Source organism: Phycisphaerae bacterium, from assembly GCA_012729815.1.
GTDB lineage: Bacteria > Planctomycetota > Phycisphaerae > JAAYCJ01 > JAAYCJ01 > JAAYCJ01.
Map to the genome: position 1 here is coordinate 1 of JAAYCJ010000084.1, position 23454 is coordinate 23454.

The 23454-nt window shown below is 62.9% G+C and carries 21 protein-coding genes; 17 read left to right on the plus strand and 4 right to left on the minus strand.

Going from position 1 to position 23454, the window contains the following annotated elements; genetic code table 11:
* The first annotated feature begins 38 nt into the window (after nucleotides 1-38).
* Genes GXY33_06275 through GXY33_06315 form a run of 9 tightly spaced genes read left to right on the plus strand, consistent with a single transcriptional unit; the run spans nucleotide 39 to nucleotide 9481 of the window.
* Nucleotides 39-836 (plus strand): DeoR/GlpR transcriptional regulator, encoded by a 798-nt coding sequence (locus GXY33_06275; GenBank protein NLX04730.1) that lies wholly within the window; start codon nucleotides 39-41, stop codon nucleotides 834-836.
* Between the two features lie 42 nt (nucleotides 837-878).
* Entirely contained in the window at nucleotides 879-1712 is an 834-nt protein-coding gene (locus tag GXY33_06280; GenBank protein ID NLX04731.1) for a hypothetical protein, read from the plus strand.
* Nucleotides 1705-2988: an exo-alpha-sialidase gene (locus GXY33_06285; protein NLX04732.1), complete on the plus strand. Its 1284-nt coding sequence runs from the start codon at nucleotides 1705-1707 to the stop codon at nucleotides 2986-2988. The genes GXY33_06280 and GXY33_06285 overlap by 8 nt, the downstream gene beginning before the upstream one ends.
* A complete protein-coding gene (locus GXY33_06290) occupies nucleotides 2985-4235 on the plus strand; it encodes a Gfo/Idh/MocA family oxidoreductase (GenBank protein ID NLX04733.1) in 1251 nt (416 codons plus the stop codon). Before GXY33_06285 ends, GXY33_06290 begins: the two co-directional genes overlap by 4 nt.
* 21 nt (nucleotides 4236-4256) lie before the next feature.
* A complete protein-coding gene (locus tag GXY33_06295) occupies nucleotides 4257-5399 on the plus strand; it encodes a Gfo/Idh/MocA family oxidoreductase (protein NLX04734.1) in 1143 nt (380 codons plus the stop codon).
* Nucleotides 5400-5425: 26 nt separating this feature from the next.
* Nucleotides 5426-6550: a hypothetical protein gene (locus tag GXY33_06300; protein ID NLX04735.1), complete on the plus strand. Its 1125-nt coding sequence runs from the start codon at nucleotides 5426-5428 to the stop codon at nucleotides 6548-6550.
* Nucleotides 6551-6553: 3 nt separating this feature from the next.
* Nucleotides 6554-7330, plus strand: coding sequence for a hypothetical protein (locus tag GXY33_06305; GenBank protein ID NLX04736.1), 777 nt, complete (start codon nucleotides 6554-6556; stop codon nucleotides 7328-7330).
* Entirely contained in the window at nucleotides 7314-8378 is a 1065-nt protein-coding gene (locus tag GXY33_06310; GenBank protein NLX04737.1) for an amidohydrolase family protein, read from the plus strand. The genes GXY33_06305 and GXY33_06310 overlap by 17 nt, the downstream gene beginning before the upstream one ends.
* Entirely contained in the window at nucleotides 8375-9481 is a 1107-nt protein-coding gene (locus GXY33_06315) for a Gfo/Idh/MocA family oxidoreductase (protein NLX04738.1), read from the plus strand. The genes GXY33_06310 and GXY33_06315 overlap by 4 nt, the downstream gene beginning before the upstream one ends.
* A 39-nt stretch (nucleotides 9482-9520) precedes the next feature.
* Here GXY33_06315 and GXY33_06320 read toward each other — a convergent pair whose 3' ends face one another.
* A complete protein-coding gene (locus GXY33_06320; GenBank protein ID NLX04739.1) occupies nucleotides 9521-10339 on the minus strand; it encodes an AraC family transcriptional regulator in 819 nt (272 codons plus the stop codon).
* Nucleotides 10340-10421: 82 nt separating this feature from the next.
* Here GXY33_06320 and GXY33_06325 point away from each other — a divergent pair, with 82 nt between their 5' ends.
* From GXY33_06325 to GXY33_06345, 5 genes are all read left to right on the plus strand, one after another.
* The gene (locus tag GXY33_06325; protein ID NLX04740.1) at nucleotides 10422-11462 is read left to right on the plus strand and encodes a hypothetical protein; all 1041 of its coding nucleotides are present in this window, start codon (nucleotides 10422-10424) and stop codon (nucleotides 11460-11462) included.
* Entirely contained in the window at nucleotides 11459-12874 is a 1416-nt protein-coding gene (locus GXY33_06330) for a hypothetical protein (protein ID NLX04741.1), read from the plus strand. The genes GXY33_06325 and GXY33_06330 overlap by 4 nt, the downstream gene beginning before the upstream one ends.
* 15 nt (nucleotides 12875-12889) lie before the next feature.
* Nucleotides 12890-13486: a GNAT family N-acetyltransferase gene (locus GXY33_06335; GenBank protein NLX04742.1), complete on the plus strand. Its 597-nt coding sequence runs from the start codon at nucleotides 12890-12892 to the stop codon at nucleotides 13484-13486.
* A 65-nt stretch (nucleotides 13487-13551) separates the two neighbouring features.
* Nucleotides 13552-14661 carry a hypothetical protein gene (locus GXY33_06340; protein ID NLX04743.1) on the plus strand — a complete coding sequence of 370 codons (1110 nt, stop codon included), beginning with the start codon at nucleotides 13552-13554 and terminating at the stop codon, nucleotides 14659-14661.
* A 141-nt stretch (nucleotides 14662-14802) separates the two neighbouring features.
* Nucleotides 14803-16050 (plus strand): OFA family MFS transporter, encoded by a 1248-nt coding sequence (locus GXY33_06345; GenBank protein NLX04744.1) that lies wholly within the window; start codon nucleotides 14803-14805, stop codon nucleotides 16048-16050.
* A 28-nt stretch (nucleotides 16051-16078) separates the two neighbouring features.
* Here GXY33_06345 and GXY33_06350 read toward each other — a convergent pair whose 3' ends face one another.
* The 3 genes from GXY33_06350 to GXY33_06360 all read right to left on the minus strand — a co-directional run bounded on the left by GXY33_06350 (nucleotide 16079) and on the right by GXY33_06360 (nucleotide 19035).
* Complete coding sequence (locus tag GXY33_06350) at nucleotides 16079-17260, minus strand: PEP-CTERM sorting domain-containing protein (protein NLX04745.1); 1182 nt, start codon at nucleotides 17258-17260, stop codon at nucleotides 16079-16081.
* A gap of 137 nt (nucleotides 17261-17397) precedes the next feature.
* Nucleotides 17398-18093, minus strand: a complete 696-nt coding sequence (locus GXY33_06355; protein NLX04746.1) for a PEP-CTERM sorting domain-containing protein — start codon at nucleotides 18091-18093, stop codon at nucleotides 17398-17400.
* Between the two features lie 237 nt (nucleotides 18094-18330).
* Nucleotides 18331-19035, minus strand: a complete 705-nt coding sequence (locus GXY33_06360) for a PEP-CTERM sorting domain-containing protein (GenBank protein NLX04747.1) — start codon at nucleotides 19033-19035, stop codon at nucleotides 18331-18333.
* Between the two features lie 441 nt (nucleotides 19036-19476).
* Here GXY33_06360 and GXY33_06365 point away from each other — a divergent pair, with 441 nt between their 5' ends.
* The 3 genes from GXY33_06365 to GXY33_06375 form a co-directional block, all read left to right on the plus strand.
* Nucleotides 19477-20628: a substrate-binding domain-containing protein gene (locus GXY33_06365; GenBank protein ID NLX04748.1), complete on the plus strand. Its 1152-nt coding sequence runs from the start codon at nucleotides 19477-19479 to the stop codon at nucleotides 20626-20628.
* Between the two features lie 59 nt (nucleotides 20629-20687).
* On the plus strand, nucleotides 20688-21425 hold the full coding sequence (locus tag GXY33_06370) for a prepilin-type N-terminal cleavage/methylation domain-containing protein (protein ID NLX04749.1): 738 nt from the start codon (nucleotides 20688-20690) through the stop codon (nucleotides 21423-21425).
* A 46-nt stretch (nucleotides 21426-21471) separates the two neighbouring features.
* Nucleotides 21472-23454, plus strand: a 1983-nt coding sequence (locus GXY33_06375; GenBank protein ID NLX04750.1) for a hypothetical protein, incomplete at its 3' end; no start/stop codon positions are given.

The following is a 23454-nucleotide window of genomic DNA, read 5'->3' on the forward strand; positions in this document are numbered from 1 at the left end:
ATGGGGCGTCTGGCGGGCTGGCAGGTTGAGGTGATCTGATGGAACGAAACGCGAAGGCGATATCGCAGCAGGGACGGCTGGAGGAAATCCGAACGCGGCTGGCGCGAGCGGGCGAGGTCTCGGTGGCTGCATTGGCGAAAGAGTTTGCGGTCAGCGAGATGACGGTGCGGCGGGACGTGGCGGTCCTCGAGGAGCAGGGCGAGGTGGTCCGCACGCACGGCGGGGCGGCCTCGGCCCGGCGTCTGACGTTCGAGTTCACGTTCCGCAGCCGACAGCACGAACGGGTGGAGCAGAAGCGGGCGATCGCGGCGAAGGCGGCGGAGTCAGTGCGGGACGGGCAGGCGATCATCCTGGATACGGGCACGACGACGCTGGCGATTGCACGGGCCCTGCGCGACCGTCGCGATCTGCGGGTGATCACGACCTCGCTGGCGATTGTCTCGGAGCTGCAGTTCTCTCGCGGGATCCGGACGATCCTGCTGGGCGGTTTTCTGCGCGAGGGATCGCCGGACCTGCACGGTCCGCTGACCGAGCAGAACCTTTGCGGTTTCTCAGCCGATCAGGCGTTCATGGGGGCCGACGCGATTGACGCCGACGGAGCGGTCTATACCGACGATCTGTCGGTGGTGAACCTGGACCGAACGATGGCGAAGGTCTCCGGCCGGATGACGATCGTGGCGGACAGCAGCAAGCTTTCGCGGCGGGCGATGTGCCGGATTCTGCGGGCCGGCGAGTACGGCCGGCTGATCACGGACTGGGAGGCCGATGAGCAAATGGCGAAGAAGCTGGCCAAGTGCGGCGTGGAGGTGATTCGCGCGCCGCGCAGCCGGTGCTGACAACAGCGCGCGTCCGAAGGACGCGAAGAACAGGAGCTCGACATGCAGGCAAGTTCGTTGAGGTTTTCGCGGCTGTTTGGAAACGGGCGGCCCGTGGTGGTGGCGATCGACCACGGGATGTTTGACGGGCCGATCGAGGGAATGGAAGACATCGCCGGGACGGCGAAGCACATCTGCCAGGACGTGGATGCGGTGCTGGTTTCGCCTGGTGTGCTGGGCGTGCTTGGACCGCAGACGTTCGGACGGCGCGGCGGACCGCTGGCGATCGTGCGGATCAACTGGGGCACGGTGTACTGCTTTTCGTGGAACTACACGTCCGGCGAGACGGTCGAGGCGTATTCGGTGAAGGATGCGCTGCGGCTTGGCGCGGACGCGGTGCTGGTCTCGCTGTCGCTTCGCACGGGCAGCGAGGCGCGGGACGCGGCGAACGTGGCATTGTTTTCACGGCTTTGCCGCGAGGCGCACGACTACGGTCTGGTGGTGATCGGCGAATACTTCCCGGTGGACTATCCGAAGCTCAGCGCGGCGGAGGTACACGAGGAGGTGAAGATCGGCTGCCGCGTCCTGGCGGAGCTGGGCGCGGACGCCATCAAGTCGTACCACACCGAGCGGTTCGTTGAGGTCCGGGACGGCTGTCCGGCCCCGATCCTGACGCTGGGCGGCAGCAAGTTCCCGCGTGAGATCGACGCCTTGAAGCTGGCTGAGCGGCAGGTGCGGGACGGATCGGCGGGCGTGGTGTTTGGAAGAAACGCCCTGCAGGCGAGAGACCCGATCGCGTTCCAGAAGGCGCTAATTGAAGTGGTGCGAAACGGGATCGGCGCGGAGGATGCGGCAGGCAAACACGGAATCGAGATGAAGGAATACCACGGTGGGTAAGGCGCGAGTCGGTAAATCTGTCTACGCTCGTTGTAAGCGTTACGAGGACGGCCGCTACGGAGCGGCGGTGATGGGTGTCTGGGGATGGGGCGGATCGAGCCATTACCGAACGGAACGGCTTACCTACGAGATCGAAAGCGATTACTGCGAATCGCTGGCCGTACGCCAGTCGCAGGATAATGGAGCGAGTTTCAGCGAATTTGAGACATTCTCGCAGACAAACCCCAAGCAAGGTGGATTTGAACGGGAAGACTTGTGGTTCGCGGTCTGTCATGATCCGCTGCGCGATCACGACGTACGATTCGATTTTCAACGGCTGTTCCGGGGGACGGGGCCGGAGGCGCTGGCGGCGCACTTTCAGGGAAAGGAAGCCCTCTTTGATCACGGCTTGTATTGCATTTCACGCGATAGGGGTCGGACCTTCAGTGCTCCGCGCCTGCTGAAGTTTGAGGAGGGCGATGACTTCGACGAGTCGGATTGGGGCCGGACCGGTTATCTTACGAAGAACCAGATGTATGGGGGATACACGGCGATTGTGACTCGGGCCGGAAAGCTAGTGTATCCGTTTTGCGTGGAGGAGAAGGTCAAAACCGGAACCGGCGAACAGACGACTTGTGCGGTGCGATGCATGATCGGGACATGGGATGAACCCGCGGCGGATTACCGATGGGAGATATCCAGTGCGGTCGCGGTCCCGTTGGAATGGTCGGGCCGCGGGCTCATGGAGCCGACGATCGCGGAACTGACCGACGGCCGGCTGGCGATGGGGCTTCGGGGCAGCACCGCGATGTGGAAGGCGTATGACCCGGAGGGAAGGATCACGGTGACCGAACCTGGCCGCCACTGGCTGGCGGTCAGCGAAGATGGCGGATATCGGTGGGGGCCGGTGCGAGACTGGCGTTACGCCGACGGCGAGCAGTTCTATTCCCCCAGCACGTTCTCGCGGCTGTTGCGGCATTCTAACGGAACACTCTACTGGATCGGGAACATCTGCCCCGAACCTCCGGAGGGAAACATGCCGCGCCATCCGCTGGTCATCGCTGAGGTCGATGAACGCGGGCCGGGCCTGGTCAAGGAGTCGGTGACGGTGATCGATACGAAAGGCGAGGATGAGCAGGTCGAGAAACGGTTCCAACTGTCGAACTTCAGTATCCTGGAGAACACGGAGACCGGAGCGATTGAGCTGTACCTGACTCGATACGGCGAGTCGCCGGAACACTGGCTGAAGGCGAATGCGTACAAGTATGAGATTGAAGTATCAAAGAGGCGATCATGAAATCAACGAAAAGCGCCATCCGGGTGGGTGTTGTGGGCGTGGGACGGGGTCAGGGCTTCGCCCGCGGCGCGGGTCCGCACCTGGGCATGGAGCTGGTGGCGCTGTGCGACACGTGGGAGGAGCGGCTGCTCAAGGTCGGGAAGGAGCTGGGGGTCAGCACCTATACCGATTACGAGAAGTTCCTCGAACACGAGATGGACGCGGTGATCCTGGCCAACTACTTCCACGAGCACGCCCCGTTCGCGATCAAGGCGCTGGGCGCGGGGCTGCACGTGATGTCGGAGACGTCGGCGTGTTTCACGCTGGGCGAAGGGGTGACGCTGATCGAGGCGGTGGAGAAGTCGAAGAAGACGTACATGTTCGCTGAGAACTACCCGTATATGCTCTTTAACCAGGAGATGCGCCGGCTGTATCAGTCGGGCACGATGGGCGAGTTTCAGTACGGCGAAGGCGAATACGTCCATCCGATGGGCGCGGAGGACGCCAACCGCATTTCCTGCGGCGTGAACCACTGGCGGAACTGGCTGCCGTACATGTACTACAACACGCACGCGCTGGCCCCGGTGATGTTTGTGACGGACACCTGGCCGGTGAAGGTGAACGGTTTCGTGATGGCCGCTGACGAGCGGGATATGGTGCATTACGGCAAGACCGCCCACCGACAGGATATCAACTGGGCGATGATGCTGCGGATGGACAACGGAGCGATGGTCCGCCTGATCGGACTGGCCATGCGCGGGCACGGCAACTGGTATCGCTTCCACTGCATGCGGGGATTGATGGAGAATCTGCGGACGGGCAATCGCAACATGGTTCGGGTGTGGCGCGAGCCGTTCGATATGAAGAAGGGCGAGCTCCAGGAAACGATCTACGTTCCGAACTTCCCAGCTGGACACGAAGCGGCGGCCAGATCAGGCCACGGCGGCGGCGATTACTTCATGAATCACCACTTCGCCGAGGCGATCCGCAGCGGCAAGCCGCCGTACCTGGACGTGTATCGCGGCGTGGCGATGTCGATCGCGGGGATCCTGGCTTACCGGTCGGCGCACAACAACTCGAACACCATCGATATTCCTGACTTCCGCGATAGGTCGCAGCGGAAGCAGTACGTCAACGATCACTGGAATCCGGACCCGGCGCGACACAAAAAGGGTTATCCGCGGCCGAGCGTGCTGGGCGACCTGAAGCCCAAGGGCCTGACCTACGCCCGCAAATGCTGGCGTGAGGCGGGATACCAAGGCGAGTAGAGCAATACAGGAGACCAACCGATGGGCATCACGCTTGGATTCGTCGGCGCCGGTTCGTTCGGCAGCCGCTTCGTGCCGCTCTATCAGGACCATCCGGAGGTGGAACGGATCGTGCTGTGCGATCTGAAGCCGGATCTGCTGGAACGGCAGGCCCGTGAGTTTGGGATCACCGAGACGTGCGGTTCGCTGGATGAACTGCTGGCTCGCGACGACGTGGACGCGGTGGCGATCTACACACAGCATTGGCTGCACGCCGAGCAGGCGATCGCGGCGATGAAGGCGGGCAAGCACGTGACGACGGCGGTGCCGGCGGCGTACTCGATCGATCAGTGCCAACGGCTGGTCGAGACCGCAGTGCGGACGGGCCGGACCTACAGCGTCCAGGAGACCAGCGTGTATTATCCAGGCGTGGCCTACGCGCGGGAGCGGTATCGCAAGGGTGATTTCGGCTACATCACCTATGCCGAGGCGCGGTACTTTCACGACTGGAGCCACGGGATGGAGGAGGTGCATCGCCGGCGTTACGGACCCGGCTGGGAGCAGCACGCGGGCGAGCCGCCGATGCAGTACATCACGCACAGCACGAGCTGCATCATGTCGGTGACCGGAGCGCACGCGACGGAAGTATCGTGCCTGGGCTATTCGATGCCGGGCGACGAGATCTACGACTCGCGCAAGCCGCACGGTAACAGCCAGTCCAATCAGGTGGCGATGCTGAAGATGAGCGACGGGTCGATCGCCCGGATCGCTGAGTTCCGCCGCATCGCCCACACCGGCGAGGTTGCGGCCAGCTACTACGGGACCAAAGGTTCGCTTCAGTGCGATCCATACCAGTGGTGGGACCTGCAGGGCTCCCGGCCGGTCGAGTTGAGCCGCTTCCACAATCCGCTGCCGGACAAGTTGGTCAAATACGTCTTCGGCGGCCACCAGGGCTCACACCCGTACCTGGTGCACGACTTTGTCAGCAGCGTGGTCAACGGCACGGTGCCCGAGTGCAACGTATGGGCGGCGGCGCGGCACAACCTGCCGGGCCTGGCCGCGGTAGAGTCGGCCAAGCGCAGCGGTGAGTGGATGAAGGTTCCGGACTTCGGCGATCCGCCGGCGGCGCCGGGCGAGAAGCCGGGTGTCCGGCGGATCGACGACGGATTCTTTCAGAAGCATTGATGGAAACCAGCGGCGAGGAAGAAGCCATGGGCACTGATCGGGCGGAACTGGCCAGAGCGGCGATCGAGGGGACGGCGACACGAGGCGTGCCGTCGTGGCTCATCCACCCGATGGAGCATGCGATGATTGAACGCCTGGCGGACGCCGCGCCCGGCGATTACCGCAAAGACCCCGAACGGGTCTACCTGGCCATGCAGAACAACGTCGGGACGTGCATGATCGATCAGTTCATCCCGGACAATCCCCTGACCATCGGTAATCACGGGTACGAGGGGGCCGACAAGGGCGCCACGACGGGCGCCGAGCGCATCGTGATCGACGGCGTTGAAATTGACTCGCCCGAGGCGGTCTGCGAACACATGGAGCGATTCGCATTCCCGTCGATCAGGAAGGCCATCGCCGGGTTCGACGAAGACGACCGCGTGCGGGAGGTCCTGGAGCAGGAGGCGTTGGTCCAGAAGAGAATTGGCCCAGCCATTCTCAAGGCGCCCTACGGCTGCGCCAGGTTCCCCTGCCTGCGCTACGGGCACTACGGCTACGCGAACTACTTCATGGCCTATGCGCTGTATCCGGAAGTGATGGAGCGGGACTTCTCGCTTCAGGCCGACCTGGCCCTGCTGAACAACCGCGCCGTGGCCCGGGCTTACATGGAGGGCAACCTTCCGCGGTTGTGCCGGGCGGACCACGATATGGCCGACTCGCGTGGAACACTGGTCGATGTCAAGACACTGGATCGGATCTGGTTTCCGCACTTTGCCCGCTGCATGGCCCCGGTGATCCAAGCCGGCGTGAAGGTTATCTGGCACTGCGACGGGAATCTCATGGCGATGGTCCCGCGACTGCTGGAGGCGGGCCTGGTTGGGTTCCAGGGATTCCAGTATGAAGACGGCATGGACTACGAGAAGATATGCCGGATGAAGACGAGAGACGGTGGCGGTCTGCTGATCATCGCGGGCGTCTCGGTCACACGGACACTGCCGTATGGGACGCCGGCGGACGTGAAGCGCGAGATGGCGTTCCTGGTCGAGAACGGTCCGGAGCGCGGGCTGTTCCTCGGCGGGTCCAGCTCGATCGCTCCGGGCGTTCCGTGGGAGAATTTGGCGGCCCTGGTCGAGGGATTCAAGTACTATCGGGAGCACGGGCGAGGATAGGCTTTGCACTTCAGTGTGTGGGACATCCTGTTGATCACGCTGGTGCCGGCCCAGGCGACCTTGGTGGCGTATCTCTACCAGCCGAAGTGGAAGGCGTTCCTGTTGAGCCTGCCGATCCCGTTCACCCTGGCGGTGCTGGCGCTGGGCCGGCCGGTGGATGCCACCAACGCCCTGGCGCTGCTGTTGATGGTGGGTTTCACTCACGCCGTCCGGCTGCTGTACACGCGGACGGGAGTGCCGATCATCCCAGCCATCGTCGTCTCGGCGCTGGTGTACTGCGGCGCGGGAGCGATGCTGCTGCCGGTTATACCGACCGACGGCGGAACGTTCTGGGCCGCGGCGATCGGAGCCTTCGCGGTCTCAGCCGTGCTGTACCGCCTCACCCCGTACCGGGCCGAACCCGGCCATCGCACGCCGCTGCCGGTCTGGATCAAGTACCCAGCCATCTTTGCCGTGATTCTGTTCCTCGTGTGCATCAAGTCGTGGTTGGGCGGCTTTCTGACCATGTTTCCCATGGTGGGAACGATATCCGCCTACGAGGCCCGGCACAGCCTGTGGACCATCTGCCGACAGATGCCGGTGTTCTCGATGCCGATGATCCTGATGCTGGCGACGCTGCGGCTCGCCCAACCGGAACTCGGCATCGGGCCGGCCATTATTCTGGGATGGATCGTATTCGTCACGGGGCTGCTGCCGCTGACCTGGCGGATGTGGCGAAACGACGCGCGATCCTCGGGCGCGGTTGCGTTAACGGAGACGGGGCATGCCCGAGCTATTTGACGTCAAACCGGTCGATCAGCGGTTCTATCAGGAGCGATTGGCGGATTTCCTGCCGGATCGGATCGTGGATGTGCACGCGCACGTGTGGCTGACGCGGTTTCGGGCGGACAGCGCCGAAGCCTATCGCCGGGCGGTGACGTGGCCTTCGCGAGTAGCCCGGGACAACCCGATCGAGGACCTTGCCGAGACGTACCGGCTGATGCTGCCGGGCAAGCGGGTCTCGGCGCTGATCTTCTCGAATCTGATGTCGCACGAGGATGACTTCGAGGCGGGCAACGCGTACGTCAGCCGGTCCGCGGCCGACTACGGCATGGCGGGCCTGATCTGGTCGAGCCCGCGCTGGTCGGCTGAGGAACTGGAGGCGAAGATCGGAGCCCGCGGGTTTCTCGGGGCCAAGAGCTATCTGTCGCTGGCGGACCCGGCAATCGGCGTCGATGACATTTCGATCTTCGATTTCTACCCGCGTCATCAATTGGAGGCGCTCGACCGGCGCGGCGCGATCCTGATGCTGCACATTCCGCGCAATCAGCGGCTTCGTGATTCGCGGAACCTGGCTGAGCTGCTGGAGATCGAGCGGCGGTATCCTCGGCTGCAGGTCATCGTGGCCCACGTGGGACGGGCGTATTGTCCGGAAGACATCGGCGACGCGTTCGACGTGCTCGCCGAGACGAGGCACATGACATTCGACATCTCAGCCAACACGAGCGCACAGAATTTCGAGAAGCTCATCCGGGCGGTCGGGCCGAAACGAATTCTCTTCGGCACGGACCTGCCCATCACGCGGATGCGGATGCGGCGGATCTGCGAGAACGGAACCTACGTGAACCTGGTTCCCAAAGGGCTCTACGGCGACGTTTCGGGTGATAGGAACATGCGCGAGGTCGAAGGCGAGGAGGCGGAGCGGCTGACGTTCTTCCTGTACGAAGAGATCGACGCCTTCCGCAGCGCAGCCGAGGCGACGGGACTTTCTTCACATGACATCGAGGATGTCTTCTGCGGCAATGCCATGAGGATGATTGCGCAGGCGAAGGAAAGGATCGGGTCATGAACGGGCGGTTGCGATTTGGATTCGTCGGGCTTCATCGGTCGGCGTCGTTCGTGAAGGCGGTGGCCTCACACCCGAACGCGAAGGCGGATGCCTTCTGCGATATCGTCCTGAAGCGGGCGCAAGAGGCCGCGACTGGTCACGATGCGAAGGCTTTCGATGATTTCGAGCAGATGCTGGATGAGGCGAAACCCGACGCGGTGGTCGTCGCCACGCCGATGCAGTTCCACGCCGCCCAAGCCGTTGCCGCCCTGGAACGCGGCGTGGCGGTGCTCTCGGAGGTGCCGGCGGCGGTCAGCATCGACGAGTGCCGACGGATTGTCGCCGCAGCCGAGGCGAGCAAGGCGGTCTACATGATGGCCGAAAACTACTGCTACATGCGGGCGAACGTGCTGGTCGGCGAGATGGTGAAGGCGGGCGTCTTCGGCGATGTGTACTTCGCGGAGGGCGAGTACATCCACGAGCTCAAAGAACTCAACGAGATCACGATTTGGCGTCGTAAGTGGCAGACCGGCATCAACGGCTGCACTTACGGCACGCACAGCCTCGGACCGATCCTCCAGTGGCTCGGCACGCAGCGGGTCACCCGCGTCTCGTGCGTCGGCAGCGGCCATCACTATCGCGATCCGCGCGGCAACGAGTACGAGCTGGAGGACACCGTGGTGATGCTCTGCCGCCTCAGCCGCGGCGGACTGGTCAAGGTGCGGCTGGACATGCTCTCGGATCGCCCGCACGCGATGACCAACTACGCCCTGCAAGGAACCGATGGCGCGTACGAATCGGCCCGCGCGCCCGGCGAGCCGAACCGCGTATGGATCAAGGGGACTTCCGAGAAGAAGGACGCCTGGGATCGGCTGGAAAACTACGAGGAGAAATTTCTGCCGGACTTCTGGAAGCACCCACCGCAGGAGGCGGTCAAGGCAGGCCACGGCGGCGGCGACTATTTCGAGATCGTCGATTTCATCCGGGCCGTCCGCGGCGAGGCGCCGTGCCCGATCGACGTGCACCGGGCAATGGACATGACGCTGCCCGGACTGGTCAGCCAGCAGTCGATCCGTCAAAACGGCGCATGCCTGGACGTGCCGAATTCCCGCGAGTGGCAGTGATTGACTCGCCGACAGTGAAGAAACCAACGGTGGCGTGCGCTATGCATCCTGTTTGAACCGGCTGGGCGAGCAGCCGGTCAGCGCGGCAAAGACACGCGAAAAATGCAGAGGATCGCGAAAGCCCACCTCGGAGGCGATTTCCTTCACGCTCAGATCGCCCCGCTGAAGGAGTTCGCGGGCGCGGGCGATCCGGTATTGCGTCAGGTACTTCACCGGTGAGACGCCCAACTCCCGCCTGAAAAGCCGCCCGAAGTGGTCCACGGACAGGTGTGCCGCCGCCGCCAATTCATCGAGGCGCAGATTTCTGTCCGGATAGTCAACGTGAATCTTCTCCAGGCACTTGGCGACCGCAGAGGAATGGGCATGGAAACCCGTGGCGCCCGGGGTGACGTTTTCCCAGAGAGCGGCCAGGAAACTCAGGACGGCGGATTTCATCCGAAACCGATGCAGCGGATCTTCCCGGCCGTATTCCCGAACGACTCGGGAAAATGCCTGCTTGACGGCAGGCATGCGCCGGACCCTGGTCTTCAGCAGGAAGGGTCCGTCAGCAAGAAAGTCGAAAACGGAGCATTCATCAATCCTGAATGAGACGCACCAGTAGCACCATGTGCCCATGCAGTGGCCGCGGTTGCCCAGGTGAGCGTTCATGACGATCAGATCGCCGGGCCTGACACACTGTCTGCGGCCGCCCACCGTCACTTCCGCGTCATCGCCCGAAACGTGGAGGTAGAACTCCAGCAGAGGGCGTGCGTCGGTCAGCATGCGCGATCGACAGGGCCGGGCGAACACGACGGGAACGCTGTCGATCCGTCCGGCCCACTGAAGGGCCTTTTCCAGTATGGCGCAGATATTATCCATACCTACGCAGATTATAACCATGCCCGAACCATTGCGGCAAGATGGATGATCGACGAGACTGCGAGGACAAGGAGACCCCGTGATGGCCGTCAGCAATGACGTCGAAGAGCGAGTCCGAAAAGCCCTTCGCTTCGAATGTCCGGACCGGCCGCCGATCTGGGAGATGATCGAGAGCGCAGCGGTCTACGAGCGTTTTGCCCCCGGCGTTCCGTATCCCGAGTGCGCCGCGGCCACCTGTGAGGCACTGGGCATCGACGCGACGTACGGATGCTATCCGCCGGCCGGCCAGCGGGTGCGAGGGGCAAACAACGTCCTGGCCGGCGACACGGTCTGGAGCACGAAACCTGTCTTCGCCGATCTCGATGCGCTGCGGTCGTTTCGCCCTTCACGCCTGAGCGAACGCGAGATGGAGGAGCGTCTTCTCCAGGAACATGAGGCGCAGCGCCGACTCTACGAGCCGCGCACGATGTTCCTGCCGCAGAACGGCGGATGGGGATTCCTGCCGGGATACGACGCGCGGACCTTCGAGGTGATTTCCTTAGCGATCATCGACGACATCGGCGCCCTGGCGAGGTACTGGGACCACCGGATGGAGCTTGGAATCGTCAAGAACCAAATCATCGCCAGATACCAACTGGCCCCGGTCGTCCAGTGCTGCGAGGATGTGGCGTACAAGACAGCATTGATGGTCTCGCCCGGCGTGTTGCGCGACCATTTCTTTCCGAGGTTCAAGCAGGTGATCGCCCCGCTGAAGCAGGCGGGAATCAAGGTGATCTGGCACTCGGACGGGAACATCCTCCCGGTTCTGGACGACGCGGTGGACTGCGGCATTGACGGAATCGACCCACTTGAGCGAACGGCTGGAATGGACATCAAGGCGATCCGCGAGAAGTACGGCAGAAAGCTCATCCTGGTGGGCAACGTCGACAGTCAGGTCTTGACCTTCGGAAACGAAGAGCAGGTCCGCATGGCGGTCAGAGAGTGTATGCGCTCGGCCGGAGCGGGCGGAGGGCACTTTATCCAGTCGGACGCCGGGCAGATCATGCCAGACGTTCCGGTCGCCAACGTAATCGCGTATATCGACGAAGTGCGAAGTTCAGATGCTAAAGGATCATCCAGATGAAATGTGCGGTGACTCAGGTCTATTCCGACGAAAAGATGGAGCGGCTGTACCACGGTGCGCTGCGGGTGTTGAGAGAGACAGGGTATTTCATCGATCACGATTTCTTTCTCGACGAGTTCGCCAAGCGGAGAATGACGGTGGATCGGACCAAGCGGAGAGTCTTTTTCACCGATGATCTGATCAACGATCTGTTGATGCCGGACCCCGAGCGGTACCGCGGACGGGAATTCAGGGAGGCGTATCCCTGCGGCGCCGGCGTTAGTGGGAGCTATCCGAAATACTACGACTGGCCGACCAGGACCTCGCAGCCCGGAAACTCCGCCCTGCTGAAGGAACTGGTGCGCGTCTTCGGATCCATGGCGGAGTTCTCGCACGCTGGGCGAGTGCTGACACTGAGCGACGTTCCTCAGGCCATCGAGCCGATCCTGGCTACGGCTCTGGTCATCAAGCACAGCCCCAAACCGGCCGGCGGCGAGGTCTACAAAGCTGACAACATCCCCTACCTGATCGAACTGGGCGAGATTGCCACGGGGAAGCCCAACTGCACCGATTACGTGCCCAGTTGCACGTTCGTCGTGCCGCCCCTGAAGATGACGAGGGACGAAGGCGACCTGATTATCGCCAAGGCCCGGTATGACCTTCCGGCGGTGGCCGGAACCATGCCGTCGTCCGGCGCGACCTCGCCGGTGACGAGGGAAGGCACGGTGGTGATCGAGCTGGCGGAGATCATCGGCATCTGGCTCTGCTACCGGCTGATTCAGCCGGGAATCGAACTGGGCACGATCAGCGCCAGTTCCATGTTCGACATGCGCGAGGGAACCTGTTCCTTCTCAGCCCCGGAGGCGATCATTCAGGACTGCGCGACCTCGCAGATCTGCCGGCGGTACTTCGGCGCCAACGCCCGCATGTCGGCTGGGTACGTCGACGCCAAGACGCCAGGGATTCAGGCGACCTGCGAGAAGCTCTTCAAGACGTGGTGGGGGCATCAGTTCCTGGGGAGCGGCGGCTACGCAGGCGGACTTCTGGAAGCGGGGCAGGCGTTCTCGCCGGCCCAGGCCCTGCTGGATCTGGAGATACGAGATTCCCTCAATGTCCTCTTCCGGAATGAACCCACACTTGAGGATCAGATACCTTTTGAGGATATTTATGACGTGGCGACGAAGCACGGCACGTTTCTGGATACGGACCACACGATGAAGCTTTTCCGACAGGTCCTCGCCCATCCGATGCTTTTCGATCGAAGCCCACGGCGGTCGGATGAGGAAGAGGCGCGCAAGTCGGCTGGGCTGCTCGACCGGGCTCAGGCCGGGTACGAGGACGCCAGACGGAAGGCGCCGGAGTTTGTCGCCTCGACCGAAATCTGCCGCGCGGTCGATCGCGTGGTGGAGAAGGCCAAACGACATCTACTGTAGGTGGAGAAAAGACCTATGGGCAGCGAACGGACTCAGCCGCAACTGGTCATGCGACGCCCGCACCTGCGTGATTTGCCGCTGGTGCAACTGGCCGAAGGCTACACCGTTCGGAGTTTCCGCGACGGTGACGAGGCGGCTTGGGAGCACATCATCGCGGAGACGTTCGAGACCAGCCTCTACCGGTTCGACCGGGCCATGCGCAGCGACCCGGCGTTCGCCCCGGAACGGGTGCTCCTGATCACCTGCGGCGACGAGCCGGTGGCGACGGCCTCGGCGTGGCGGGCGGACCGGTTTGGCCCTAACACCGGCTATCTGCACATGGTGGGCGTTCTGCCCGGGCATCAGGGCAAGCACCTGGGAGCGAAAGTGAGCCTGGCGGCGCTGCGCCGGTTCGTCGAGGAAGGGCGCATTGATGCCGTGCTGCAGACCGATGATTTCCGCCTGCCCGCGATCCGAACCTACCTGCGTCTGGGCTTCGAACCGCTGCCGATCCACGAGAACCAGCGGCAGCGCTGGCGGGCGGTGTTTGACGAGATCCTGCGCCCGGACCTGGTCCGCCAGTTCCAGCCGACCCTCGACGGCCCGATCGCGAGGGTCGAGGGCCTGAGTTAACCCCGCTCTTGCTTCGCCGGGGACGGCATCTATAATGGGCCTCCAACTTTGTTAAGGAGCTACCCATGACGGCCGTTCCGGAGAGCATCAAGCGTCAGATCGCCAATCCCCAGCCGGACATCAAGCAGTTCCTGGCCGTGATCCAGGGCAAGGCCAAACCCACCCGCGCCCTTCTGGCTGAGCTGTTCGCCGATCAGGAGATCATGGCCTGGGTCTTCGAGAACGTCCTCGGCAAGCCGTGGGTGCCCGCCTCACAGAACCCCGATCAGATGCGCAAGCACCTGCTCTGCGAGATCGAGTACTGGTATCGGATGGGCTACGACTATGTCCGGGTCAGCGGCGGCCTGGACTTTCCGACCAAAGGGCGCGCCTCGGCCAACACGGCGGAACTGGCCAAAAACGACCGCGGCTGGACCGAGAGCCACGGGGTCATTCAGAACTGGGCGGATTTCGAGGGGTACGCCTGGCCGCAAATCAAAGACGAGAATCTCTGGATGTACCACTTCGTGGCTGAGCATCTGCCGGAGGGCATGGGCCTGATGCTCTGCCCCACCAGCGGCTTTCTGGAAGTGCCGTGCAATACGCTGGTTGGCTACGAATCGCTGGCCACGATGATCTACGACGAGCCGGAACTGGTCCGGGCGGTGTTCGACCGGGTGCGGGAATTGATCGTCGGAACCTACCAGCGACTGGTGGGCATTCCGCGGGTCGTTGGGTTCTTCCAGGGCGACGACATGGGCTTCCTTTCCGGTACGCTGTTTTCTCCGGAGTTTCTCAAGAGTCACAGCCTGCCCGGTCACAGGGCGCTGGTCGAGTTGGCCCACGCCCACGGCAAAGTCTACATGATGCACGCCTGCGGCAACCTCAGCACCATCATGGACTACCTGATCGACCAGATCGGCATCGACGCCAAGCACTCCTTTGAGGACAAAATCATGCCGGTTGAGGAGGTTTACCGGCAATACGGCACCCGCGTGGCCCTGCTGGGCGGGCTCGATCTGAACTTCCTGGCCCGTGGTGACGAGCAGGCGGTCCGCCGGCGGACCCGGGAGATCCTCAACGCCTGCATGCCCGGCGGGCGCTACGCCCTCGGATCAGGCAACACCATCGCCAACTACTGCATCCCGCAGAACGTGCTGGCCATGTTCGACGAAGCCTATCGTTGGGGACGCTAACGACGTCAACCGGTATGCCGGCGGCTTGGCGCCAACGATGGACCTGTTTTGTCCAAAATGGATTAATGTCTTGACATTTAGTCCATTTTGGATTTAACTGAGACTGGTAACTGTGGATTCCGGTCCCAGGAGGATGGGTCAATGGGCAAAGCCAGGGGCGCTGCAGCGGTCGGGTCGGGGGCCGGCATCCTGCAAGTCACTTTTGCCGCTGTGGTTATGCAACTCTGCCTGGGAACGGTCTACGGTTGGAGCGTGTTCGTCAATCCCCTGATGGAGCAGCACCACTGGGGCAGGCCGCAGGTGGTCCTGGCCTTCAGCCTGGCCATCGCCGGGATCGGGATCGGGGCGTTTCTGGTCAGCGCTCGGGCGGACCGCCATCCCCGGCAGGTCGCAACGCTGGGCGGACTGATGTTCGGGATCGGCACGGTCCTGGCCGGCTTGGCGGTCCAGGCCGGCAACCTGGTGTTGCTGTACATCGGGTACGGATTGCTCGGCGGGGTCGGGATTGGCCTGGCCTATCTGACCCCAATCGCGGTGGCGATCAAATGGGCCCCCCACCGCCGTGGACTGGTCAGCGGCTTGGTGGTGATGGGGTTCGGGGCCGGCGCGTTCATCATCGGCAAGATCGCGCCGGGCCTGATCGACTCGATCGGCAGCGGAATGACCCTGATCGGGTTGGGACTAGCCTTCACGGTGGTCTGTACGGCCATGGGTTTGCTGATGCGGAATCCCCCGAGCTATACGCCCAAGGAGGCCAAGTGGTCGCTGATCCCGCGGGAGGCGCTGGGGCGGGGCGAGTTTTGGATCCTGTGGGGCATGTTATTTTTGAACGTCTGCGCGGGAATCGCGTTGATCTCGCAGGCGGCGTCGATGTTCCAGGATCTGCACGAGGTGACGGCGGCGCAGGCCGGCCTGCTGGTCTCCGCCATCGCCATCTGCAACGGCTTGGGGCGGATGTTCTGGTCGGCGGTCTCGGAGAAGACGGGACGGCCGGCGGTGTTTCTCTTCATGTTCATCAGTCAGACGGGGCTCTTTGTTCTGCTGCCGCAGATCAGCAGTGCCTGGCTGTTCGCCGTCGTCTGCTGCTATATCATTCTCTGTTACGGGGGCGGGTTCGGCACCATGCCGGCGTTCACCGCGGATCTGTTCGGATCGGATCAGGTAGGCCGGGTGTATGGGCCGATGCTGACCGCCTGGTCGGCAGCCGGGGTGGTGGGACCCATGCTATACGCTGGGATACTCGAAACGTCCGCCGCCCGGGGGTTGGCAGCGGACTACGGGTATTCGATCTCCATGTGTATTACGGCGGGGCTGTTGCTGGCGGCATGCGCGCTGCCGGTTCTGGTCATGTCGCGACGGACAACGGCCGTTGGTGCGGCAGTGAGTTAGCGGGGCACCGCCAGAGAAGGGACCGCTCCTACCGCCGCCAACGCCAGAGAGCAAACAGGCCGCCAAACAGGAGCAACCCCATTGTCGCCGGCTCAGGGACCGGGGCGTCCAGGGCGTCCAGGGCCTCCAGGGCATCCGGAGCCTCCAGGGCATCCGGAGCCTCCAGGGCAGGCGCGGCTGATCTGCCAACGATGTCGCAGCTCTGTCCGTAGTGGCTTGAGAGGATCGCCAGATCCGTAAGGTCGACTTTCCCGTCATCGTTGAAATTGCCCTGACACCAGAGCGCGCCGCTGGACATTCCGTAGTTGGTCGCCAGGATTCCCAGGTCGGCTACGCTGACCAGGGCATCGTAGTTGGCGTCACCGGGGATCGGCGTGTAGATAAACGGGTCCAGCCAACTCGTGTAGGCGCTGATCCGGATGTCGGTGCCTCGATCCCCGTTGTTAAGGGTCGGATCACCGTAGGCAGGCCAGTGCGCCGGATCGCGGGGACTGACGCTGACGTGAATCCCCGCCACCAACAGGTCATCGCCGGATCGGATGAACGATGGTCCGCCCGAATCACCCAATGCGAACATCGCCTCTTTCGCCGCGCCGAGCGAATACAGGTACGCCGACGAACTGTTCGGATCGGGCGGCAGGAAATCCGGGTGATCGAAGTCCATCTGGAAGTACTTGTAGGCGATGCTCGAACCGACGCGGTCGATGTTATTGTAGCCCACGCGCTTGGTGCCTCGCGGGTAGGCCGGGTCGCCTCCCGCTGCGACGGAATCCCCCGTCCCGCTCATCCCATAGCCGACCATGATGCACTCTTTGTACAACTCGTCGGTGGCCCGGTAGAGACCGTAGCCGGGCGTGCGCGTCGTGCTCGTCAGCGTCACCACCGCCAGGTCGGCCGTCGGATGCATGAACACGCCGCTGGTGGTCCAATTGTACGTTTGTCGGCCGCCCGGCAGATCCAGGGCGAAGGTTCCGCTGGTGTAGCCGTTGACCGCGTGCTTGGCCGTCAGGACGTGCCAGGCGTCGATCAGCACGCCCGATGTTCCGCCCGCGCTGCTCAGATAACCTACCATGTCGTACTCGCAGGGCGCGGTTACCTCGTGCAGATCAGGATCGTCGCTGACTACGATCGCAAGGCAGGTGGGCGAAAACGCGATGAGAAGGACCAAGCAGAGCGAAAGATACCGCCACGGACGTGCACCTAACGCCATACACTCACCTCACACGTCCCCACAAGTACAGACCGAACCCCCCAGCCTGCTTTGCCGGCTTCGGCCGGCGCACCACAAGCAGGCCCGAAACCCCATCCTTTTCGGCCCCGCCCACTGAGACCCGATGGCTCAAGAGGCTACCGCCGCCTGAACGTCCATCCCATCACGCCAAGCAGGACCAGTCCGATCGTGCACGGCTCGGGAACATAGACGTCGATCTTTATACTCTCATTCAGATATCGCTTCTCGATCGAAGAGGTCGTTCCCGTCTCGCTGTTGGCATGAAGCTCGTTTGAGAAGTCAAACTCAACGCTCCGGATATTCAGGCCGCTCAGATCCCAGACCAAGGTCCCCGTGAAGTTGCCACTGACACCGTCGTTGGCCCGGTTAAACGACTGCTTCGGCGAAAACTGCATCTCCCGCTGGGGATCGATGAAATCGACGGGCAAACCGGTATCATGATCGATAAGCAGAAGGTTCGCGCCGATGGACACGTTGGTGCCCGCCGTCCCGGAGTCGCTGAAGTTGTACTTGCCCAGTTCCGTCAGACGGATCTCCTTGAGAGCCTGGTTGGCAGGAGCGGTGATGACCATCAGGAGCCTGTCGTCGGCAATCACCCCTGTGCCACCAGACGATTCGGCCCGGAAATCGGTCAGCAGCATGCTGAAGCCGGTCGACCGGGCTGTCGGCTGGGCAAACAGACCGTTGAGGTCTTCAATACTCGTGTATTGCACACCTTGCCCATCCGTGATGGGGTTGTAATAGGCTGCCAGCACAGGAGTTGCCCAAGTAAGCACCACGCAGATCGATAGGATCGTCAGGACACGTGCCATCAGACTGCCTCCTTCCCCGCCATGTGACGGGGGATCGTCTTCCCCTGCTTCTCGGTAGATGCTGTTGCCATTCAGTCCGTCGCTTGCATAAAAAAAGTTCGGGACAGAGAGTCTGCGCTCTCTCCCGAACTCTTTTATGTCAGTGTACCGGATTCCTACCGCCATGTCAAGAGCCTAACACTCCTCCAGGCGCCCTGCATCGCCCCGGCCAACCACGCCAAGGTCGGCCGGCCGCGACTAGCGCCTTCTGCCAAGCAGGCCAACCGCTCCAATCGCCAGCATGACCAACGTAACCGGTTCCGGAACAATCACTTCCAGCGAAGTAGCTTCTCCGACGTAAGTCTTCTCGATCGACGCCGTCGTTCCGTTCACGTTCGTGGCGGTCAAGGTGTTTGTAAAGGTCAGGACGACGCTGGTGAGATTGGCCCCCGTCAGGTCGATCAGACCGGTGGTGCCCGACCAGCCCGTCTGCACGCCCGTTACGTTCGTGAAGGGCGGCATGGGCGTAATATCCAGATCAACATCAAGATCGTACAGCCCGGCCGACAGATTCAGCGAACTGACCACGTTGGCGCTGGTCCCGACCCCGGCAACGCCCGAGAGCATGTAGGTTCCAGCCTCCAGGATCCGGATCGACTCGATGTACCGTTGGGCCGGAGCATCGATCTGCATGGTCAGGGTTCCGGAGAGGCTGACGGTCTCGCCGTTCTCAGCCTTCGCCTCAGCCCGGAAGATCTGCGGAGTGAAACGCAGCACGTTCCGGGTCCGGGTCGCCGGCCCGTAGAGCGAATCGCCGTTCGGACCGGCGGTGCCTTCAACGTTCATGAAATTGACCTGATCGGGATCCGAACTCACGAAATCGCCATAGTCATACATGGCTCCGAACGCCGAGCCCGTGAGAACCACCGCCGCAAGCGCCACCACGAACCGCATGCCCTTCATTCCTTTCGCCTCCTTCAGCTCCTCAGAAGTGCTCTGGTCTGCCGACGACCGCACCGGGAGGCCCTCAACCATCGAGAACGCAAACAACCCGGCACGAGCGGCCCAAAAAAAAGCGTGAGACAGAGTCTCTGCGACTCTCTCTCACGCTCCATTGGAGACATTCTAACAGATGCGCAGCGCGGGGTCAATCCCCTACTGGTCATCGGGGATTACAACCAAGGCCGGGGGAATAACTCCACAATAGCATGCCAGATAACAACTTACGGTCATGCCAGCGGGATCAGGAACGCATCGGCAATGCCGCCGCAGGAATTCTTTGCACCAAGAAGCTGTGCGCAACCGAAAGCGTCGCAGAACAGGCTTGACATCGATGCGGCGCACCTGCTATATTGCAGTTGCCATAAAAGAACGACCCTTCTCATAGTCGAAGCGACAGGAACGATGGACGATAGCTCGATCGACATGCCGGTCTACCAGCGGGTCAAGCAGCACCTGGAAACAATGATCGAGCGCGGGATGCTGCGAAGCGGCGGCTTGGTGCCCAGCGAGCGGGCGCTGGCGGCGAGGCTCAAGGCAGCTCCAGGGACGGTGCGGCGGGCAGTCGGCGAGATGGTGGCGGAGGGTAAGTTGGTCCGCCTGCCCCGGAAGGGGACCATTGTGTCGCCGGATCTGCCGACGGCCTCGGGTAGTCTTCACTGGGCGGTGGTGGTGCCGACGATGCGCTATTTCTATCCTCAACTGGTGGATGCGATCGAGCGGGAGGCCTGGCGGCTGGGAGCGACGGTGACGCTGGGCTGTCCGCGGGAGGATATCGACGGCGAGCGGCGGTTCGTTTTGCGGGCGATCGAGGAGGGGGCGCGGGGTATCCTGCTGGCTCCGACCTCGACCAAGCACCAGTCCCGCAGCCGCGAGAGTCTGGAATACCTTGGCGACCTGAACGTGCCGGTGGTCATCATGGACCACTGGGGGATCGACCTGCCTCTTTCGGGCATCGACTGTGTCCTGTCGGACAACTTCGCCGGCTGCTATCAGGCGACGGTCCACCTGATCCGCCACGGGTACCGCCGGATCGCGATGGTCACGGGCGACGGGCAGGAGGGTCCGGAGGTGCGAGAACGGCGTAAGGGGTACCTCGCGGCCCTGGCCGATCACGGCCTGACAGAGCCGCAGGTCCCGCCCCTGCATAACCGTACGGTCGAAGAGGGTGACACTGAGGCCATCACCGGGGTTCTCTCGGCGGGGGTTGAGGCCATTGCGACCACCAACGACAGAACCGCGGCGTTCCTGCTGGCCCGATTGGCCCAGATGGGGATTGCCGTGCCGGACGACGTGGCGGTCATCGGATATGACGATGAGCCGTTCGCCGAGGCGCTGAATCCGCCGCTGACCTCCGTGCGCGTTGAAAAGGAGGAGATCGCCCGGCGAGCCGTCCAGCTTTTGCAGGAGCGGATCGCCAGCGGACTCAAGGGTCGCCACAAGACGCTGGTGGTTCGGCCATCGGTGGTCGCCCGGCAGAGTTGCGGGCGGAGTTGTTCCGGTCTGGATGAGTTGGAGAAGAAGACAGAGATTGTCGAAAGGACGATGATCCGATGATTTCGAATCTCGAATCCGGGTACTCGAGTCGGAAAGGCAATCCCCTGTTTGCCCTTGTCATGGGCTTCACGCTGATTGAGCTTCTGGTCGTGGTGGCGATCATCGCGGTGCTGGTGGCAATTCTGCTGCCGGCGCTTCAGGCGGCCAGGGAACTGAGCAACGTCGCGGTCTGCGGCTCGAACTTGCGGCAGAACGGACTGGCCATGACCAGCTATGCCCTTGATCATAACGGCCTCTATCCCAGGACGGACTACGGGCATCACACCTATCAGTTTCAGACGATTAACGCGGCAGGCGTTCAAGGTCCGCTTTTCTATCTGTGGCAGGCTGGGTACGTCCCTCAGCCGCGAACATGGTACTGCCCGACCAGTCCCGTTCTGTTCGAGGATCCGAACCCCAGTGATGCTATTCCGGAAGGCAACTGGGAGTACATCTCCTGGTATGACCGCTATCAGCCCGCATGGACGGCCTGCAGCAGCTATCAGTACCGAATGCGTCTGGCGTACCACGCCCGACCGGACCATTGCCTGCGGCCGGACGACTATTCGCCGATCGCTGTGTACGTGGACCTGTTCGGCACCCAGGGCGCCGGCCAACTGACACCGAATCATCAAAGCATGCATTGGAACGCCCTTTTCACCGACGGGAGCGTCCAGACCCGCAAGGACAGTGATAGCTGGATCATGTCGCTTGACCTGAGTTGGTACACCGCCGGCGACTACCTTTCGCCGGTGCCCGGCGACCCACAGCGCAATGTCGCTCTCGTCTGGTGGTGGCTTGACGGCCATGGCCGGTAGCATCGGTTTTCCGCCTGCGCTACGTTTCTTCACAAAGGAGCATTCGATGGTCCGCCGCTGCGCTTTGCTTGTCGCCGCAATCGCTGGTTCGCTCTGCCAAGCCGCCGAGGTCGACTATGCACGGGTCGAGGCGCCGGAGGTTCTGATTTTTCCGACGCCGCGCGAGGCCTCCTATGGGCCGTTGGACCTGGAGATCAGCGGGCCGGAAGAGGCGCCGGCGGTAGTCGTATTGGGCCAGGATGCCGGCCCACGGGTGGAAGTCGCGGCTGAGGACCTGAATCGCGATATCGTCAATCTCCTGCCCGATGCCAAGCCGCTCGAGGTGATTCACGGCGAGGCGCTGCCGGAAGGCGCGGCGACGGTGATCCTGTTAGGCGTGGCGGGTAGAAACGCGCTGCTCGACCAAGCCCTCAAGGAGGCCGGCCTCTATATCACGCCGACTGAACCGGGCCCGGAAGGCTATCGGATCGCCGTTCACGAGCGGAACGGGCGGAAGCTGGTGCTGCTGGCCGGCTGCGATGAACAAGGGGCGTACTGGGCGGCCCGGTCATTCGGACAGTTGATGCGGCGGACCGACGACGGCCGGGTCAAGGCCCATCGCGCCGCGGTCCGCGACTGGCCCGCGTTCGCCATCCGCATGACCGCCCTTCAGACCGAACGGGAGACGCCGGAGATCCGGCTCCTTCGTCTCGACAGCGCGTTGCGGATGCGGACGAACACGAGCTGCTACAGCGGCTATCACGCCGACGCCAACGCGTGGGCGATGCGGCGGGGCTTTCGCACGGGCTGCGGGTACTGGACCATGCAAGGCATCGGCAGGAAGGCGGGCGAACTCGGAGTCCATGCCAACAATTGGTCGAACAAGGAGCTGCGCGACGCTTGGAGCGACAGCTATCGCGGCAGCGCCGGCGGCAGACCGGGCCTGGTGATCTATCACGACTGCACTGATGCGGGATGGTGGAACGTCTACCTCCGCGACTTTTGGAATCAGCGGAGCGATGAGGATCGACAGGCGTATCCGCAGGACCATCCGGCGGTGGCGGACGCCGATCGGATCAACGCCATCCACAAAGCCGTCAAGGAAGTCAGCGGCGAGACGGACGTGTACATCACGATTCCCTGCTATTACGACAGCCCGTGGAACGACCAGCTCGAAAACGTCGAGCTGTTCCGCGACTATCTGCGGACGCTGGGGCGGCTGACGCCCAACGACATCGTCTGGGTGCTCGAAGATCGCAGTCCGATGGACGTGCTGTCCTATCGGCACTATCTGGAGGGGCGGTTTGTCAACTACAAGTATCCTGGAACCGGAGGATCGCTCTGGACCACCACGTTCGCCAGCGCCAAGGACTTCGTCGGCTACACCGACGCCTGGTGGTACTGCGTGGGCGGCTATAACGACAGCCTCACGATGATGGGCGGAGCCGAGTACATGTGGAACCCGGACCAGCCGACGGACTACGAGTACCTGACGCAGGTCTTCGTTCCGCGGGCGTGCCGGTTCATGTTCGGCCGGGCGTGGCGCGAGATGGCGGATGTGTTCGTGAATCTCGGCTTCAATCATGGCGCGGTTCAGGAGGGCAAGCAGATCGCCCTGGTGCGAAAGGCACAAGGGCAGCTTGACCGGATGCTGGCTCAACTCGAGGCGGCGGACGCCAGGATCGAGCCTTGGCTGCGGGACGGCAAGGAATGCATCGGCCGCATTCGGGCCGGATACGCACCGGTTCGCGAGTGGCTGGCGCTGCGCCTGTCGCTGACGGAGGCGGCTGAGGCCTGTCAGCGGGCTGAGATGCTACTGGCCTTCAGCCGGTTCGAGGAGGCAACGAAGATCCTCGGCGAAGCCGCCGGCCATCTGGCCAAGGTCGATCCGCAGGAGGTCAAGGAATACGACTGGTTGGTCAAGGACATGGAGGAGACGAAGGCCCGCTGGGAGCGGCTGGACGAGTTGGCTGCGTCGGGCGACACGGGCGAAGCAGCGGCCGTCTTGAGCCTAGATGGAACGTGGCGGTTCGCCACCGATCCGGAGAAC

What these genes read in the sequence shown, in the direction of transcription:
- GXY33_06275 (NLX04730.1), top strand. Translation starts at nt 39, where the DNA reads ATGGAACGAAACGCGAAGGCGATATCGCAGCAGGGACGGCTGGAGGAA.
- GXY33_06360 (NLX04747.1), bottom strand. Translation starts at nt 19,035, where the DNA reads ATGAAGGGCATGCGGTTCGTGGTGGCGCTTGCGGCGGTGGTTCTCACG.
- GXY33_06290 (NLX04733.1), top strand. Translation starts at nt 2,985, where the DNA reads ATGAAATCAACGAAAAGCGCCATCCGGGTGGGTGTTGTGGGCGTGGGA.
- GXY33_06295 (NLX04734.1), top strand. Translation starts at nt 4,257, where the DNA reads ATGGGCATCACGCTTGGATTCGTCGGCGCCGGTTCGTTCGGCAGCCGC.
- GXY33_06355 (NLX04746.1), bottom strand. Translation starts at nt 18,093, where the DNA reads ATGGCACGTGTCCTGACGATCCTATCGATCTGCGTGGTGCTTACTTGG.
- GXY33_06330 (NLX04741.1), top strand. Translation starts at nt 11,459, where the DNA reads ATGAAATGTGCGGTGACTCAGGTCTATTCCGACGAAAAGATGGAGCGG.
- GXY33_06370 (NLX04749.1), top strand. Translation starts at nt 20,688, where the DNA reads ATGGGCTTCACGCTGATTGAGCTTCTGGTCGTGGTGGCGATCATCGCG.
- GXY33_06310 (NLX04737.1), top strand. Translation starts at nt 7,314, where the DNA reads ATGCCCGAGCTATTTGACGTCAAACCGGTCGATCAGCGGTTCTATCAG.
- GXY33_06365 (NLX04748.1), top strand. Translation starts at nt 19,477, where the DNA reads ATGGACGATAGCTCGATCGACATGCCGGTCTACCAGCGGGTCAAGCAG.
- GXY33_06300 (NLX04735.1), top strand. Translation starts at nt 5,426, where the DNA reads ATGGGCACTGATCGGGCGGAACTGGCCAGAGCGGCGATCGAGGGGACG.
- GXY33_06320 (NLX04739.1), bottom strand. Translation starts at nt 10,339, where the DNA reads ATGGATAATATCTGCGCCATACTGGAAAAGGCCCTTCAGTGGGCCGGA.
- GXY33_06345 (NLX04744.1), top strand. Translation starts at nt 14,803, where the DNA reads ATGGGCAAAGCCAGGGGCGCTGCAGCGGTCGGGTCGGGGGCCGGCATC.
- GXY33_06350 (NLX04745.1), bottom strand. Translation starts at nt 17,260, where the DNA reads ATGGCGTTAGGTGCACGTCCGTGGCGGTATCTTTCGCTCTGCTTGGTC.
- GXY33_06315 (NLX04738.1), top strand. Translation starts at nt 8,375, where the DNA reads ATGAACGGGCGGTTGCGATTTGGATTCGTCGGGCTTCATCGGTCGGCG.
- GXY33_06340 (NLX04743.1), top strand. Translation starts at nt 13,552, where the DNA reads ATGACGGCCGTTCCGGAGAGCATCAAGCGTCAGATCGCCAATCCCCAG.
- GXY33_06325 (NLX04740.1), top strand. Translation starts at nt 10,422, where the DNA reads ATGGCCGTCAGCAATGACGTCGAAGAGCGAGTCCGAAAAGCCCTTCGC.
- GXY33_06335 (NLX04742.1), top strand. Translation starts at nt 12,890, where the DNA reads ATGGGCAGCGAACGGACTCAGCCGCAACTGGTCATGCGACGCCCGCAC.
- GXY33_06280 (NLX04731.1), top strand. Translation starts at nt 879, where the DNA reads ATGCAGGCAAGTTCGTTGAGGTTTTCGCGGCTGTTTGGAAACGGGCGG.